This window comes from Mucilaginibacter aquariorum (assembly GCF_024498135.1).
GTDB classification, from domain to species: Bacteria; Bacteroidota; Bacteroidia; order Sphingobacteriales; family Sphingobacteriaceae; genus Mucilaginibacter; species Mucilaginibacter aquariorum.
In genome coordinates this window covers 2,091,759-2,107,495 of sequence record NZ_JANHOH010000001.1, presented here as the reverse complement: position 1 = coordinate 2,107,495, position 15,737 = coordinate 2,091,759, and the positions used below count along the sequence as shown (strand labels likewise).

Genomic DNA, 15,737 nt, shown 5'->3' with positions numbered 1-15,737 from the left:
GATAATCTTTAACAGGAAAGTATCGCCTGAAAGTCAAACACTATTGCTTCGCGGTATTCAATAAACTATACCCTACCAATTGCTCATAACGTGAGCCGGTTTGGCGATAGTAAACCAATAACTGATAATCGTTCTCGGTTTCAAAGTAGTTGCCTTCTAAAATAGTATCATCAGGCTTTTTAGTGGCATTGCTAACCCATACGTATTGATAATCGTAAACACCCTGTTTCAGCAACAGATCCGTGTACCAGCGGCCGCGGCTGTCAAAGGTAAGTTTGCTGCGGTCATCCAGCTTATAATCGTTAAACTGACCAACAATGTAAGCTGTGCCTTCGGTATCGGCTTTGTTGGCGGCCAAACTAAAATACATATGCGCGTAATCGGCATCGCGGCGAGGGTCGTTCCCGTCCTGGTTCAGGATAAAAAATTTGCCATCGTTATCATACAATAAAATGTAGTTGGGCAGATTACGGTTGGGGTCGCCAAGCAGCATAACGGTGTTAGCGGTATCCTTGTAGATTTTTGAGATGCGTTCCGAGTTTAGTTTTAACGAGCGGGTATCAAAGTGTCTGAACTCGTTACGGCCGGCAAAATCATTAATATTTACATCGTTATAAACTAATTGCGTGCCACGGATGTAGGTTGGCTTACTGTTCATGATGCCGGTTTCGGGGCGGGCATTTTGCATCAGGAAAACGCGGATATCGGTGTTGGGATTTTGCACAGGCAGTCCCGAGTATTCTACAGTAAAGTTTACCTTTTGATTAGTGCGCCTTGCCGAAACCATATTGGAGGCAATAATATTCGCACTGACCGAAACACGCTTGCCCACCACATAAAGCCTGCGGGTAAGTATCAGTTTTGATTGATCGCCATCTTCATAAACCTTTAAAATGTAGTTGCCGGATATTTTGGGGATGATGTTGCGGTTAGGGATCTTCACCTCGTAATGGGTGTATTTTTGAAACGTGCCCGATGAATAGGTGTAATCGTTCAGGCGGTCGTCGATAAAGCTTTCCAGGTACTCGGCAGGGGATAGGCGCGAGGGGTTCCAGGTAGCATCGCAATGCTGAATGGTATAGTTAAAGGTGCGGCTGCCGCCACTCAGGTCATCAAAACCAAGGGTTACTGTTTCATTGCTGCCCAGGTCGATAGCCGGGAAAGAGGCTGCCTTTTTTGAATTATAAAACTCAACACTTTTAATCTCGTGCCGGTAAACATTATTATCAAAAGGAGTGGTTTGTGCAAAGCAGGATGTGCTTATAAAAAAACAAAATAACAAAGTATAGCAGCAATGTTTCATCAACACAAGGTAGTGAATTTTTGTAATGCCGAACAAGAGATACCACGAGCTGAAAGGTCGCGGCAGCGTTAGGATATATTAAACGCTTTGCAATTTGTCTATAATCAGGTCAATCCTTTCATCAACAGATGTATCGCCTTCAATTTTGAGTATGAGGCAATTTGTTTTATCCAGCCAAAGCTGGTGCACCTTAAGGTTACGGCCATTGGTGGTGTTATCATCATAACCATTGGCCCAATCCTTAAAGCGTTTATATTGCTCTATCCGGAAGGGGTCTGTAAGTATTTTATCGCCATATCGCTCAATTTCACGCTGATGAAGGCGCTGCATCCTTACCTTGTTGGGGATATATAAAAACACAACCAAATCAAAAAGGCTTAGCCACTCATCGCCCCAGCTTACCAGTGAACCGCCAACTATGACATCAGTATTTGCAGAAAAATCGCTTTTAAGCATCGCTATTTTTTCGCCGGCTTCGCGTTTTACAGTAAAGGGGATTGCTGATGGTTGCCAGAAGTATTTATCGGTATCTAAATAAGTATAACCCAGGCGTTGGGCTAAAGCTGTCCCTAATGTGGTTGAACCTGCGCAGGATGCGCCCATAATATGTATTTTCATATTGGTTGCAAACAAAAAAAGTTAGCTGCCGAATTGTTGTTTTTTGAATACGCCGTTGATAATTAGATAAATAAGGTAGCCTGATGTGATAATAAAAGGTGAGGCATAAATTAAAGTAATTGTTGCTATCTCATCGAAGTTATGGCATATGTAAAAAAGCCCTAACCACATAAATGTTAAGCTAGCAATCCTGCTAATACTTGATTCTTCGCTATTAGCGATCAACAAAAGAAGCTGGCCGCAAAAGGATAATATTGCAGTTAAGAATAATGATTGATCATAACTGCAATGTAGGCCAACACAAAAATCAAATCCATCAGATCCCATATTAAAGGGAAGAATAAACTCTAAGAACAGTATTGGCGCTATGCCATGCCCGGCGCCAATAATTATTAAACAGTTGGTTATTAAAACCCAGTAAGTAAGTTTTTTGTGTTGATAAGGCATAATTTAGTATGGCGCTTAAAGCTACAAAACTATAAATAAAAAAAGGCAGCTGCTTAGCAACTGCCTCTGTTATTTTAAAGCGTTTAAGCTTCCAGTTCCATTATCTGGTCGGCCAGGGCTTCCCATTTTTGCTGGTACTCGCCAAGCTCCATTTTTTTAAGCTGATAATTATTGTTTATCTGCTTCAGCTTGTCGGCCTGGTTATATATGCTCTCGTCAGCCAGCTGGGCTTCAAATTGCTTTATCTCTTTTTCCAGGTTTGCAATATGCTCTTCCATTTTGGTAAGGTCGTTGTTAAGTTTTTTTAGCTGCTGCGATTTATTTTCGCCTTGTGGCTGCTTAACAGGTTCCGGTTTTTTCTCTTCCTTTTTTGGCTGAGGGGCAGGTGCTTCTACCTTAGGGTCCAGTTTGCGTTTGGCATTCCACTCATCATACTCGGCGTAAGTGCCCGGGTATTGTTTTATCTTCTGGTTCTCTATAAACCAAATTTTGTTGGCCACATTATCAAGGAAATACCTATCGTGCGATACTACGATCACCGTACCTTCGTACTGTTGTAAAGCCTGTATCAATATATTAACCGAAGCCATATCCAGGTGATTGGTAGGCTCATCCAGTACCAGGAAGTTGGCATCAGCAGTTAATGCTTTTGCCAGCGCTACGCGCGATTTTTCACCACCCGATAGTACCTTGATCTTCTTGAATACATCATCGCCGGTGAATAAGAACGAACCTAATATAGAGCGCAGCTCCGTATCGGTATGTTTTGGGGCGAAAGATTGTAGCTCCTGTAAGATCTGGTGCTCCAGGTGCAGGCTTTCTAACTGGTGCTGCGCAAAGAAGGTTTGCGTAACGTTATGGCCTGTTATGGCAGTACCTTCAAATTCTTTATCGGCACCGGCTACAATACGCAGCAGGGTTGATTTACCTTTACCGTTGGCACCTATCAGGGCTATCTTATCGCCCTTTTCAATAAGCGCTTCGGCATCATCCAAAATATCAATTGAAGGATATTTTTTGGTGATGTGCTCTAAAGTGGTTACATGGCGGCCCGATTGTTTGCTGAAACGGAAGCTGAAGTTAACCTCAGGGTTATCATCATCCACATCATCAACACGCTCCAGTTTATCCAGCATTTTTATACGCGACTGCGCCATTTTTGCTTTTGACGCCTTGGCACGGAAACGCTCAATTAAACGCTCTTCCTGTTTTATTTTTGATTGCTGGTTTTTAAACTCGCCACGCTGAATTTCGGCCCTTTGGGCTTTTTCTTCCAGATAGAAAGTATAGTTACCTGCATATACATTCAATTTTCCCTTGCGCGATTCAACCGTACGGTTAATCACCTTATCCAGGAACCACCTATCGTGCGATACAATGATAATAGCGCCGCTAAATGCTTTCAGATAATCTTCCAGCCATTGTATCGATGGTAAGTCAAGGTGGTTGGTAGGCTCATCCAGCAATAGGATATCAGGAGCCTGTAAAAGGATCTTGGCCAACATTACACGCATACGCCATCCACCGCTAAAGGTGCTTAGTTTACGCTCGCAATCAGCTTCGCTAAAACCAAGGCCCGCTAAAATTTCGTGTGCTTTGTACTCGATGTTATAACCGTCAAGCAGTTCAAACTCGTGCTGTTTATCGCTTAGTTTGTGCAATAGGTCTTCGGTATAATCTGTTTCCAGTTTTTTAAGAAGCACCTCTATCTCGTCGTGCAGCTGGTTTTGGCGCTCAAAGGCTTCCATGGCAACATGCACAATGTTTTTATCAGATGAGTAAGATAGCAAGTCCTGGTTAAGGTAACCCATGGTAAGGTCCTTAGCCATTGATATAGTGCCCGATGTGGGTTTGTAATCGCCAACAATGATCTTTAACAGCGTGGTTTTACCCGTACCGTTAGCGCCTATAAGGCCAATTTTTTCTCCTGGTTTTATATGCCAGTTGGCTTCATCATACAGGGCACGCGCACCAATCTCGAACGTAAGGTTATTTATAGCTATCATTTCGGGCGCAAAGATACGCTTTTATGGGGAAGCCTCAAAAGAGAGATTAGAGATTAGTGACCAGAGGTTAGTGTTTGTGACGGTAATATGCCAATTACCAATCTCTGATCATCAATTAACTAATCACTAACCGTTTACGGTTGCCAGCCATCCTTGTGCCATCAGCCTTTCGCCGGCAATACTGGGGTGTACGCCATCCAGTGTCCAGTAGGTGGCAGGTGCGCTTTTAACGGCATCATTAAATATGGTTTGGTAGGGGATGAACGGCGCGTTGTATTCGGCAGCTATATCTCGGGCTGCTTTACGGAATAGGTCAAACGTTGGGTACCATCTGGCATCAACAGCTTTAGTGCCTATCATGGCAAATGGCTCGCCAATAATTAGTTTTACACCCGGTAATTCTTTTAGCGTACGATCCAGTAACTTCTTGTAATCGGTTATATAGGTTTCAATAGTGCCGGTGTAGCCGCCGCCAAGTGTATGCCAAAAATCGTTAACGCCAATGTGGATGCTCACCACAGTAGGTTTAAGAGCAATACAGTCGGTATCCCATCTTTCGGCCAGTTGATACACCTTGTTGCCGCTTATGCCCTTGTTGTAAATCTGTAGCTTTTTTTGAGGGTACTTTGCCAGTAGCTCGCCCGCGGTAAGCAGAGCATAGCCGTTGCCTAACGCGCCGGTGTCGTTTGGTACGGTTTTTTTATGGTCGCGGCCCCAATCGGTGATAGAATCACCCTGAAAAAGGATCACATCATTATCTGTTAGCAGCACTTTTTTGCCTGCATAGTTTGTAGTGGCTGCAGATACTATTTGCGGGATGCTGATTGCGGCAACTGCGCCTACAGCGGTATTTTTTATAAAATTGCGACGTGAGTTCTGGTTATTATCTTTCATATATGTTATAATGCCCGCAAAACAGGGGGTAATTGGCTTGCCAAAATACAATATTCTTATCTATGTTAAACCTTAATTATTAAAAACGGTAAATTCGCGCCATGTATCAATTGCTTAAACCCCTGCTGTTTCAGTTCGACCCGGAGAACGTGCATTATTTTGTAACCCGCAACCTGCAACGTTTAAACCGTTTCCCGGGTGGCGCATCATTAAGTAAAGCCATTTGGGACCTGGATGATAAACGCCTGGAAAAGGAGGTTTTTGGATTGAAATTTAAAAACCCGGTAGGCCTTGCCGCCGGTTTTGATAAAAATGCTGAGCTGATAAGCGAGATGGGTAACCTGGGCTTCGGCTTTGTAGAAGTGGGTACTGTAACGCCCTTGCCGCAACCGGGAAACCCCAAACCAAGAATGTTTCGCCTGCCGGCAGATGAAGCGCTGATAAACCGGATGGGCTTTAATAATTTGGGGGTAGACGTTGCTGCCGAGCGTATTGTCGCTTACCGCAAAAGCCTTAAACCGGGGCAGCAAGCGCTTATCATAGGAGGTAACATCGGTAAAAATAAAGTAACCCCAAATGAAGATGCAGTAAGCGATTACATTAAATGTTTCGACAGGCTTTTTGATGTGGTAGATTATTTTGTGGTGAACGTAAGCTCGCCCAATACCCCTGGGCTTCGCGAACTGCAGGAAAAGGAGCCGCTGATGCATATTTTAAACACGCTACAGCAACGCAATAGTAAGAATGGTATAAGCAGACCTATTCTTTTAAAGATAGCGCCAGACCTCACCAATGAGCAATTGGATGACATTGCCGATATTGTAAAACAAACAGGCATTGCCGGTATTATAGCCACCAATACCACCATAAGCAGGGATGGCTTAACATCGGCCCATAAAGAAGAGGCTGGTGGGTTAAGCGGCAGGCCATTAACAAAACGCTCTACCGAGGTGATCGGTTATTTGCACAAGGCATCTGGCGGTTCGTTCCCAATTATAGGAGTGGGTGGCATTCATTCCGCGGAAGACGCGATGGAGAAGTTAGCAGCCGGTGCATCATTAGTGCAGTTATATACAGGGTTTATATACGAAGGGCCTGATCTGATAAAAAGAATAAATAAGAAAATTTTGAATATACGTTAGATGAATACAAGTACAGAAGAAGAAGCATTAAAGAAGGTTTGTAAACACCTTAAAATTGAATTTGATAAAGATGATATGCAGGATTGGGGCATTGTTAACTCTAATCCGGCCAGGGTGGCTGAGTTTATTGATTATTATAAGAAAACGGAGCTGGATGATGAAACCAGGTTCCATGTTTTTGAATTGATAGTTGCATCATATAACGATGCTATTTTAGGGCGACTGGCCAAGGGGCAGGTAAAGGCGGATTTTTTACAGGTAGTAAAGGAATCGCACGATACCCCTAAGCTAAAAATTGTACGCGATTACTGGAAAGAGATATACAATAAAGAGAATTTCCCGGTAGGTAAGCTCTTGTAATATAAAAAGTAGCGGCATAAAAAAAGGCGTACCAGTATATGGTACGCCTTTTTAGTTTCTTTAAAAAAGAAGAATTATTTACCTGCAGCAGCAATAGCTAAAACAGCATTGTTTTTTGCTATCTGGCTATCTTTTTTCTCTGCAGAACGGCTTCCTAACTCAATGTTAGTAGCTAATTTCAAAAACTGAACCTCTAAACGTGAAGTAGTTTTGTTCCTTCTATCTTTTCTTTTTAAACGAGTAACGCCCATGACTTTTTATTTTAAATGTTTTTAACCTTGAGGTCGGGAGCGGATTCGAACCGCTGTAGGAGGTTTTGCAGACCTCTGCCTAGCCACTCGGCCACCCGACCAATTTTAAGGATTGCAAAAATAGTAATTATTTGTTGCCAATCAATTTTTATTTAAACGATTTTGCGCTAAGTTCTGAACAGCATATGGCTGTAGCTATCGCAACATTCAATGATTCGGCCTTCCCAATACGTGGAATGGTGATCGCTTTGGTCACTAATTGCTGAATATCAGGCCTAATGCCGTTTCCTTCGTTACCCATTATTATTAATCCTTCGGTGCCAAAATTTGTTGAATAAATATTTTCACCATTTAATAAAGTGCCAAAAACAGGCAGTTTTGCCGCCGAAATAAGTCCGGCTAAATTGGTATAAGTAACATTTACCCGCGCCAACGAGCCCATTGTAGCCTGTACAACCTTGGGGTTATAAGCATCAACAGTATCTTCCGAACAAATGATGTTGGTAATACCAAACCAATCTGCCGTGCGGATGATGGTACCCATGTTGCCGGGGTCTTGTACACCATCAAGCACCAAACTAAACTTATTTTTTAGTGTTGTGTAGTTTAAGCCGCTCCATTGCGGTATATTGACCGTGGCAATTGCGTCGGCTGGATTTTTTAAAGCACTGATTTTTTGCAGGTCGTTTAAAGAAATCTCCTGAAAATTTATTTTTTGGGATAATTTAAGCAATTTTGGGGTAATATCAGGCGTATGATATATAGTGTGGATGTGATAATCAGAATCAATAAATTCAGTTATTGATTTATATCCTTCTACCATAAATAAACCATGTTCCCTGCGAAACTTTTTATGTTGCAAGGACGTTAGTAAACTGATCTGAGATTTTGAAAGCATATAATACACCCGGTCATTTCCGTCTTGCAATATTAAGTATTTTGATGGTTATTATTAGCGCCGGCTGTAGTGTTACACGCGGGTTAAAAGATAACCAGGCCATTGTGCGCAAAGTTACCATCAAAGGTATTGATAAAGAGTTTGCTGAAGCTGCCATAAATTACGTTGATAAAGAGCAGCAGCCAAATAACTGGCTAAACCTGCAGTTTTATTATTTATTTAGCCAAAAAGGTAAACGTAAAATTGGCGAGGCCCCCGCTTTGCTGGATAGTAACCTGGTAGAGTTTTCGCGCCTGCAAATTCAAAAGTATTTGGTGAACAAGGGCTATCTGAAAGCAAAGGTTGCCGATTCCATCATCGTAAAAAAGAAAAAAGCCCAGCTTATATTTACAGCCACCGAAGGCCCGCTGTTTAAGATCCGTAATTTTAGGGACAGCATTGCCGATGAAAAAGTAAGAAAATTATATAAGGATACCCGTAAGTTATACTCGCACGTTAACAAAGGCAGCCGTTTTGATACCGATAGTTTGGCTTATGACCGCGACCAGTTTTACCTGGTGATGAAGCGTAACGGTTACTTCGATTTTTATCGCCAGTATATTAATTACCTGCCCGATTCCAGCTTTAACAACAGTGTTGTTGATTTGGTGATGACCATTGATAACCCAGATGGCAAAAAAGAACACCCGATATACACCATCAACAATACATTAATTACCATTGCACGCAGCAGCGGCCGAACCCCCGGTAAAGCCGATACCATACAAGTTGATACCCAGTTTAGGTTTGTTGATTTTTCGGGCAGGTTTAAGCCGCGTACAGCTACCGATTACGTTTTTCAAAGAAAAGGCGAGCTGTATGATATTGATAAGCAAACGCTGACTACAACCCGGCTATCGGAGTTAAATGTGTTCAGGAATGTGCCCAATCCAACCTATGAGAAACTGCCTGATAGTACTAATCGCTTAAACTCAAAAATTGATATTGTTCCCCTTAAACGGATGACGGACAGGGTGGAGGCCGAGTTTTTGTTTAATCAGGGTCGCTTTGGCTATAACCTGGGTAATACTTTTACTAACCGTAATATTTTTAAGCAGGCGGCTATATTGCAGGTAAAACTAAACTGGAGCATATTGTTTGATAACGGTAACTCAGCTGTTAACGAGGGGATCCAGAACCAGGATTTTAGGGCTGGGGTAAGTGTTGTTTACCCAAGATTGCTCTTGCCGTTTAAATTTCCAAACCTGGCTAAATTTGGTGTTCCGCATACAACGTTTTCAACCAATTTTCAGCTGTTTTACCAAAAGGGTTTGGTGGAGCGTAAAAGTTTCATCAACTCTATTACTTACGACTTTTTTGAGACCGCCCGCAAGCAGCACTCTGTAACCCCTATTAACATTGAATTTTCCAGCGGGAGTATTGATCCTGTTGCCAAAGCGGAATTGTTAAGGCAAAACCGTTATTCGTATGTGTACCTGATAGGTCGTACCACGTTTACATCGGGTAGTCAGTATACCTTTCAATACAATGCACAGGAGTTAAATTCATACAAAAACTTCATTTATTTTAGGGGCGGGATAGATTTAGGCGGCGGTACGCTTAGCCTGTTAAGCAAGCTGATAAAAGCGCCGAAAGATACCCTTGGGCAAAGCACTATGTTTGGATATGCCTTTTCGCAATACGTAAAAACAGAAATAGATTACCGCTGGTACCGTAGCTTAGGCGGCGAAAAACAATTTATATTCCGCTTTAACCCGGGTATTGGTGTGCCTTATGGCAATAGTAACCAGTTAATATTTGAGAAGAATTTTTACACAGGTGGTGCAAACGATATCCGCGCGTGGTTGCCGCGTACTTTAGGCCCCGGGCAATTTAACCGGGCAAGCTATGGAACAGGCGGAACTGCCGATACAGCCCGCGCCCGCCTGAAATATCTTGACCAGTTTGGCGAAATAAAAATTGTTGCCAATGCCGAATACCGCTATAAATTGGCCGATAACTTTTTTGGCGCGAAGTTAAAGGGCGCGTTTTTTATGGATGCGGGTAACGTTTGGCGTTTGCACAAAACAAGCGATAACCCTAATGGCGAATTTAGATTTAATAATATTCTGCAATCTACCGCTATTGGTATTGGTACAGGTTTAAGGTTTGATCTAAACTTCTTCATATTCAGGCTGGATGCTGCCTTTAAATTTAAAGACCCACAGTTTACCGGATCTGACCAATGGGTATTTGTTAAACACTTTGGCGAACTGTTTAGCGAGGGCCCTTTCAAACAAAATTATAAAGTAACCAACGGCGAAAACTACGGTTTTATGCAGCTTAACTTTGGCATAGGGCTACCGTTTTAATTAGTGAATTATTGATTTAGTGAATTAGTGATTTTTTAAAACAAAGTAGCCAGAGAAGCATTCACCTCTAACCTCTAACCTCTAACCTCTAACCTCTAACCTCTAACCTCTAACCTCTAACCTCTAACCTCTAACCTCTAACCTCTAACCTCTAACTAAACATCCCCTTTAAGCCATCAATAACGCTCTGGAAAAAGGTTGGGATGCTTAACCCGTTACTGTGGTTAAAATACAGGAATATACAAAAGATGATGAGCGCTATAATAATAAGCCTTTTAAATAGGTAACCCAGCAGTATTAGCCCCAACGGGATAGAGATCAATACTATCCAGCTTATTTTTACAGGGGTAAGCTTGCTATCGTGCCTGTAAATATAATAGAGCATAGAGTGGGTGCCATTATCATTCTCGTGGCGGGCATACACAAAGCTCGATTTTTCTATCTTACGCCTGTAAAACGCGGTACCCTTATCAAACTTTAATTGTTCGGTAAAGCCGTTTAAGCTGAAAGTGAAAACGCCATTCACATTTTCTTGTATGGTGCCTGCAGTATCTACCGCAATAACTGCTACCTCATCTTTAGCGAAAGGGTTTTCTTTTATTACAAAATGGTTAATGGCAATAGTATCTGCAAAGGTAAAACCTGTTGCTGCTATAATAAGGACAAAGGCAAGTAGTATTCTTTTCATTTCAGGCGTATAAACGTGCAATAAAAATAGTGTTTTTCCTACATGTTAAGCACAACAATGCTAATGTTTAACAATGTAGCATAGCTCACCCATAAAAGATAAGGCACCAGCAGCCAGGCAGCCGTTTTGCTAAACCTGCCAAACCACGATATATTTAATACAATGGTTACCAATAAAGCAATGATTACGATAAGCCCCCCTGCTATTTGGTGCATGCCAAAAAACACAATCGACCACGAGAAGTTAAGCGCCAGCTGTATGATATAAATAATTACGGTTGTTTTGTAAGTAGGGCTGCCTTCGCGGCGTTCCCAAACCATGTAGGCAGCAGTTGCTATCAAGATGTAAAGTGTTGTCCATGCTACCGGGAAAAGCCAGTTAGGGGGTGTAAAGGATGGTTTTTTTAAAGTGCTATACCAACCGGGTATTTCGGGCCGGGTAAATAACGATGCCACTACACCAATGCTAAGTGTAATTACCAGGCTGATTATAAATGGGATAATTTGGAATTTACTATTGGCAATATTGGTTTTCATGGTTTTAAAACAAAGCCTTATTGTTTATAAGCTATTAAAAATAAGGCTGTTGTGTTTTATAAATATACCTAAAAAAGCCGGATAAATTATCCGGCTTTTTATTAGTTCTTCTATTTTAGAGAGGTGGGTGGTACGTTTACAAATTTCCTCTCAGTTCCTGCTCGCGCTCAATGGCTTCAAAAAGGGCTTTAAAGTTACCGGCCCCAAATGATTTTGCACCCTTACGCTGTATGATCTCGAAAAACAGGGTAGGGCGGTCTTCAACAGGTTTTGTAAAGATCTGTAACAGGTAACCCTCATCGTCGCGATCTACCAGGATACCTAATTGTTTTAACGGCCCCAGGTCTTCATCAATATGGCCTACACGGGCGGTTAAATCATCATAGTAAGTGGTGGGCACAGTTAAAAAATCCACGCCACGGCTTTGCAGATCGGTTACTGTTTTAACAATATCATCGGTGGCTAATGCCATGTGCTGCACACCTTCGTCCTCGTAAAATTCAAGGTATTCTTCTATCTGGCTTTTCTTTTTACCCTCCGCAGGTTCGTTTATCGGGAATTTTACATAACCGTTTCCGTTGCTCATTACCTTGCTCATCAGTGCAGAGTATTCGGTAGATATCATTTTATCATCAAAGGTTAATATGTTGCGGAAACCCATAATATCCTCATAAAAATTAACCCATTTGTCCATTTTATGCCAGCCGACATTACCTACGCAATGGTCTACATACAACAGGCCTGCAACAGGCGGCTGATAAGTAGTTTGCATGGCCTTATACCCGGGCAGGAACGGGCCGCTATAATTTTTACGTTCAACAAACAGGTGAACGGTTTCGCCATAAAGTTTAATGCCGCTGGTACGCACTTCGCCATGCTCATCTTTTATGGTTTGCGGTTGCTGGTAGGGCTCGGCTCCGCGCGATGTGGTTTGTTTAAAGGCATCGTAAGCATCGTCAACCCAAAGGGCTAATACCTTTACACCATCGCCATGTTTTTTAATGTGGTCGGCAATAGGGTGGTCGGAGTGTAGCGGCGTAGTGAGCACCAAACGAATTTTGCCTTGCTGCAAAACGTATGAAGCCCGGTCGCGTATGCCGGTTTCGGGGCCTGCATAAGCCAGGTCCTGAAAACCGAAAGCAGTTTTATAGTAATGTGCTGCCTGCTTGGCATTACCCACATAAAATTCAACATAATCGGTACCGTTAAGTGGTAAAAAATCTGTTGTGGTTGGTGTTTTATCTAATGTTAATGTTTCCATTGTTTATTTTAATTAGTGATTTAGTGAATTATTGAATTAGTGATTTTCAAAGTCTTTCACCTTAAATCACCCAGCTTTTATAATAGTTTTCGTCTTCAATATTTACGGCATCTTCTGTTAGCATTAGCGGGCGGAAGGGGTCTATCATCACGGCCAGTTCATCAGTAAATTCCTTGCCGATAGATTTTTCGACCGAACCCGGTGCAGGGCCATGTGGTATGCCACCCGGGTGTAGGGTTATCTGCCCTTTCACTACGCTTTTGCGGCTCATAAAGTCGCCGTCTACGTAGTACAATACCTCGTCGCTATCCACATTGCTGTGGTTGTAAGGCGCCGGGATAGATAGGGGGTGATAATCGAACTTACGCGGCACAAATGAGCAGATCACAAAGTTGTTGCCCTCAAAAGTTTGGTGTACCGGTGGCGGTTGGTGCACGCGGCCTGTTATGGGTTCAAAATCGTGTATAGAGAATGCCCATGGGTAATGGAAGCCATCCCAACCAACAAAATCAAAGGGGTGGGTACCATAGATATACGGGTATATCAGCCCTTGTTTTTTGATCAGGATCTTAAAATCGCCTTTTTGGTCGATTGTTTCCAGGTCGGTTGGGCGTTTAATATCGCGCTCGCAATAAGGCGAGTTTTCCATCAATTGCCCATACGCGTTGCGATAACGTTTTGGTGAACGGATGGGACTAAAGCTTTCTACTATGAATAGGCGGTTATCGGGTGTATCAAATTCCAGCTGATAAATGGTTCCGCGCGGGATAACCACATAATCGCCGTACTCGAACTTTATTTTACCGAAGCCTGTTTTTAAAGTACCGGTTCCCTCGTGGATGAATATCACCTCGTCGGCCTGGCTGTTCTTGTAAAAATAGTCGGTCATTGAGTTGCGCGGGGCAGCCAGTGAAATGTGCAGGTCGCTGTTCACCAAAACGGGTTTACGGCTTTGCAGGTAATCATCCTCGGGTTTGATATTAAAACCAATAAGGCTGGTATGTTTCAGGTGTTTTTCGCGGGCAATTTTGGGCTCAACAGAATAAGGTTCACCCAGTTCTTTTACAATAGTGGGCGGGTAAGCATGGTAAACCAGCGAGTACAGGCTGGAAAAACCTTCGGTTGATACCAGCTCTTCGGCGTATAAAGTGCCATCGGGCTTACGGAATTGCGTATGCCGCTTATGCGGGATAGTCCCTAAAGTGTGGTAAATAGGCATGATCTGATTAATTGGTTTATTAAGAACGTTTTAAGCGTTCAAAAAGTTTAAAATAACAGGGCGGGCAGGTGCGCATTTAACTACAAAAATGCAACCGCGACGTATATAAACAAGGGGTAAGTTAGAATTGCGCCAAGGCGATCTTAGAGAGCACAGCATCCCTGAAAGAAGAGGAGTTACTCATAGAAGTAAGCCCAAGGGAGAAGTAAAACTGTTTTTTAATGCTCATCATTGGTATCAAAATTAAGTGTAATAAATTTAATATGCAAGCATAATAATTGGTACAACAAGTGCAAAAATGTTTAGTTTTGACTAACCAATCTATCAATTGTGAACAAAACGAAGGCTACCTTTTTGGGTATATTGATTTGGATTATCATTACTCTAATATTTTCACAACTTAATGCCGCATCAAACGGTGTTTATATAATAGGGTTCCCTTTTTACTTTGCAACCATCTTTTTCAGTGAATCAGCCAGATCTACCGGATTTCGCTTTGAGGGTGACCTTGTTAAGTTAGCTTATGATCTGTTTATTGCATTCGCATTTATTGTATTGTTGAACATAATATTAATGAAGCTATTCAAACCATCTAAAATAAATTCCGACCTATGAAATTAGTATCCTACAAAACCGAAGACCGGGAACATTTGGGCATCTATATTAACGGACATATTTACAACCTAAACTCCTGTGATAAGCTCATCCCCGATAACATGAATGAATTTTTATGGGGAGGAGATGAGCTGATGGATCGCGCCAAAAAGGTGAATGAGGCTATCCAGTCGGGTAAAATGCAAGCTAAAGAAGAACTGTTTTATGAGCTGATGGCACCCGTTCCGCACCCAACATCGTGCCGTGACGGATACGCTTTTAGGCAGCATGTGGCAGCCGCGCGGCGCAACCGAAAGGTGGATATGATAGCGGAGTTTGACCAATACCCTATATTTTACTTTACCAACCACAACGCCATACAAGGCCCCGGCGAAATTGAGTGTATGCCAGATCATTTTCAGAAGCTTGATTTTGAACTGGAGGTTGCCGTAGTGCTGAATAAAAAAGGCCGTAATATAAGGGCTGCCGATGCCGATAGCTTTATTGCCGGTTATATGATCATGAATGATATGAGCGCCCGCACCCTGCAAATGGAAGAAATGCTGCTTAACCTTGGCCCGGCAAAGGGAAAGGATTTTTCGACCGTTATTGGCCCATGGCTGGTTACGCCCGATGAATTGGAGCAGTATAAAACCACACCAAAAGAAGGACATACTGGCGTTACCTATAATTTAGAAATGAAATGCGTGGTTAACGGCAAACAGGTGAGCAGCGGCAATATGGCCGATATGGACTGGACATTTGCCGAGATCATAGAACGTTGCGCCTATGGTTGCGATGTGCTGCCGGGTGATGTTATTGGCTCGGGTACGGTGGGTACAGGTTGTTTCCTGGAACTAAACGGTACAGGCTTACTAAACGATCCTAACTATCAGCCCCAGTGGTTACAGCCAAACGATCTGGTTGAAATGGAAATAACCGGTTTAGGGATGCTTGGCAATATAATTAAGAAGAGTAATGATGATTTTTCAATTTTAGGATTGAAGAAATAAAAGCCGTCATTGAGCGTAGTGATCTTTTTTAACCACGTCATTGCGAGGTACGAAGCAATCTCAAGACTATGCATAGCCGATATGCCTCAAGGGAGATTGCTTCGTACCTCGCAATGACGGGTGGAGATTGGTGCTTCGTTCCCTGCACTGATACAT

Annotated in this window: 15 protein-coding genes and 1 tRNA gene; 4 read left to right on the top strand and 12 right to left on the bottom strand. The window is 42.5% G+C overall.

Features of this window, described 5'->3' with window-relative positions; genetic code table 11:
- Positions 1–40: 40 nt before the first annotated feature.
- The 5 genes from NPE20_RS09150 to NPE20_RS09130 form a co-directional block, all read right to left on the bottom strand.
- Positions 41–1,303 (bottom strand): type IX secretion system plug protein, encoded by a 1,263-nt coding sequence (locus tag NPE20_RS09150; protein ID WP_256538311.1) that lies wholly within the window; start codon positions 1,301–1,303, stop codon positions 41–43.
- A gap of 78 nt (positions 1,304–1,381) precedes the next feature.
- Positions 1,382–1,921, bottom strand: a complete 540-nt coding sequence (locus tag NPE20_RS09145; protein ID WP_256538310.1) for a P-loop NTPase family protein — start codon at positions 1,919–1,921, stop codon at positions 1,382–1,384.
- 21 nt (positions 1,922–1,942) lie between these two features.
- A complete protein-coding gene (locus NPE20_RS09140; protein ID WP_256538309.1) occupies positions 1,943–2,368 on the bottom strand; it encodes a hypothetical protein in 426 nt (141 codons plus the stop codon).
- A gap of 83 nt (positions 2,369–2,451) precedes the next feature.
- Positions 2,452–4,374 (bottom strand): ribosomal protection-like ABC-F family protein, encoded by a 1,923-nt coding sequence (gene abc-f / locus NPE20_RS09135; RefSeq protein WP_256538308.1) that lies wholly within the window; start codon positions 4,372–4,374, stop codon positions 2,452–2,454.
- A 126-nt stretch (positions 4,375–4,500) separates the two neighbouring features.
- Positions 4,501–5,268: an SGNH/GDSL hydrolase family protein gene (locus tag NPE20_RS09130; RefSeq protein ID WP_256538307.1), complete on the bottom strand. Its 768-nt coding sequence runs from the start codon at positions 5,266–5,268 to the stop codon at positions 4,501–4,503.
- 101 nt (positions 5,269–5,369) lie between these two features.
- Here NPE20_RS09130 and NPE20_RS09125 point away from each other — a divergent pair, with 101 nt between their 5' ends.
- Complete coding sequence (locus tag NPE20_RS09125) at positions 5,370–6,410, top strand: quinone-dependent dihydroorotate dehydrogenase (RefSeq protein WP_256538306.1); 1,041 nt, start codon at positions 5,370–5,372, stop codon at positions 6,408–6,410.
- Positions 6,411–6,770, top strand: a complete 360-nt coding sequence (locus NPE20_RS09120) for a hypothetical protein (RefSeq protein WP_256538305.1) — start codon at positions 6,411–6,413, stop codon at positions 6,768–6,770.
- A 74-nt stretch (positions 6,771–6,844) separates the two neighbouring features.
- Here the strand turns inward: NPE20_RS09120 and NPE20_RS09115 are convergent, their stop codons facing one another.
- The 3 genes from NPE20_RS09115 to NPE20_RS09105 all read right to left on the bottom strand — a co-directional run bounded on the left by NPE20_RS09115 (position 6,845) and on the right by NPE20_RS09105 (position 7,949).
- On the bottom strand, positions 6,845–7,021 hold the full coding sequence (locus NPE20_RS09115; RefSeq protein ID WP_256538304.1) for a spore protein: 177 nt from the start codon (positions 7,019–7,021) through the stop codon (positions 6,845–6,847).
- A gap of 30 nt (positions 7,022–7,051) precedes the next feature.
- Positions 7,052–7,122: transfer RNA gene (locus tag NPE20_RS09110), tRNA-Cys, on the bottom strand.
- A gap of 47 nt (positions 7,123–7,169) precedes the next feature.
- Complete coding sequence (locus NPE20_RS09105; protein ID WP_354003226.1) at positions 7,170–7,949, bottom strand: TrmH family RNA methyltransferase; 780 nt, start codon at positions 7,947–7,949, stop codon at positions 7,170–7,172.
- A 14-nt stretch (positions 7,950–7,963) separates the two neighbouring features.
- On the opposite strand from NPE20_RS09105, the gene tamL reads away from it, so the two are divergent.
- The gene (gene tamL, locus NPE20_RS09100; protein ID WP_256538303.1) at positions 7,964–10,270 is read left to right on the top strand and encodes a translocation and assembly module lipoprotein TamL; all 2,307 of its coding nucleotides are present in this window, start codon (positions 7,964–7,966) and stop codon (positions 10,268–10,270) included.
- Between the two features lie 151 nt (positions 10,271–10,421).
- On the opposite strand, the gene NPE20_RS09095 is transcribed toward tamL, so the two are convergent.
- The 4 genes from NPE20_RS09095 to NPE20_RS09080 all read right to left on the bottom strand — a co-directional run bounded on the left by NPE20_RS09095 (position 10,422) and on the right by NPE20_RS09080 (position 13,974).
- The gene (locus NPE20_RS09095) at positions 10,422–10,958 is read right to left on the bottom strand and encodes a hypothetical protein (protein WP_256538302.1); all 537 of its coding nucleotides are present in this window, start codon (positions 10,956–10,958) and stop codon (positions 10,422–10,424) included.
- Between the two features lie 38 nt (positions 10,959–10,996).
- On the bottom strand, positions 10,997–11,494 hold the full coding sequence (locus NPE20_RS09090; RefSeq protein WP_256538301.1) for a TspO/MBR family protein: 498 nt from the start codon (positions 11,492–11,494) through the stop codon (positions 10,997–10,999).
- A gap of 136 nt (positions 11,495–11,630) precedes the next feature.
- The gene (hppD, locus tag NPE20_RS09085) at positions 11,631–12,755 is read right to left on the bottom strand and encodes a 4-hydroxyphenylpyruvate dioxygenase (protein ID WP_256538300.1); all 1,125 of its coding nucleotides are present in this window, start codon (positions 12,753–12,755) and stop codon (positions 11,631–11,633) included.
- 61 nt (positions 12,756–12,816) lie between these two features.
- The gene (locus tag NPE20_RS09080; protein WP_256538299.1) at positions 12,817–13,974 is read right to left on the bottom strand and encodes a homogentisate 1,2-dioxygenase; all 1,158 of its coding nucleotides are present in this window, start codon (positions 13,972–13,974) and stop codon (positions 12,817–12,819) included.
- Between the two features lie 611 nt (positions 13,975–14,585).
- On the opposite strand from NPE20_RS09080, the gene NPE20_RS09075 reads away from it, so the two are divergent.
- Complete coding sequence (locus NPE20_RS09075) at positions 14,586–15,581, top strand: fumarylacetoacetate hydrolase family protein (protein ID WP_256538298.1); 996 nt, start codon at positions 14,586–14,588, stop codon at positions 15,579–15,581.
- Positions 15,582–15,737 lie beyond the last annotated feature (156 nt).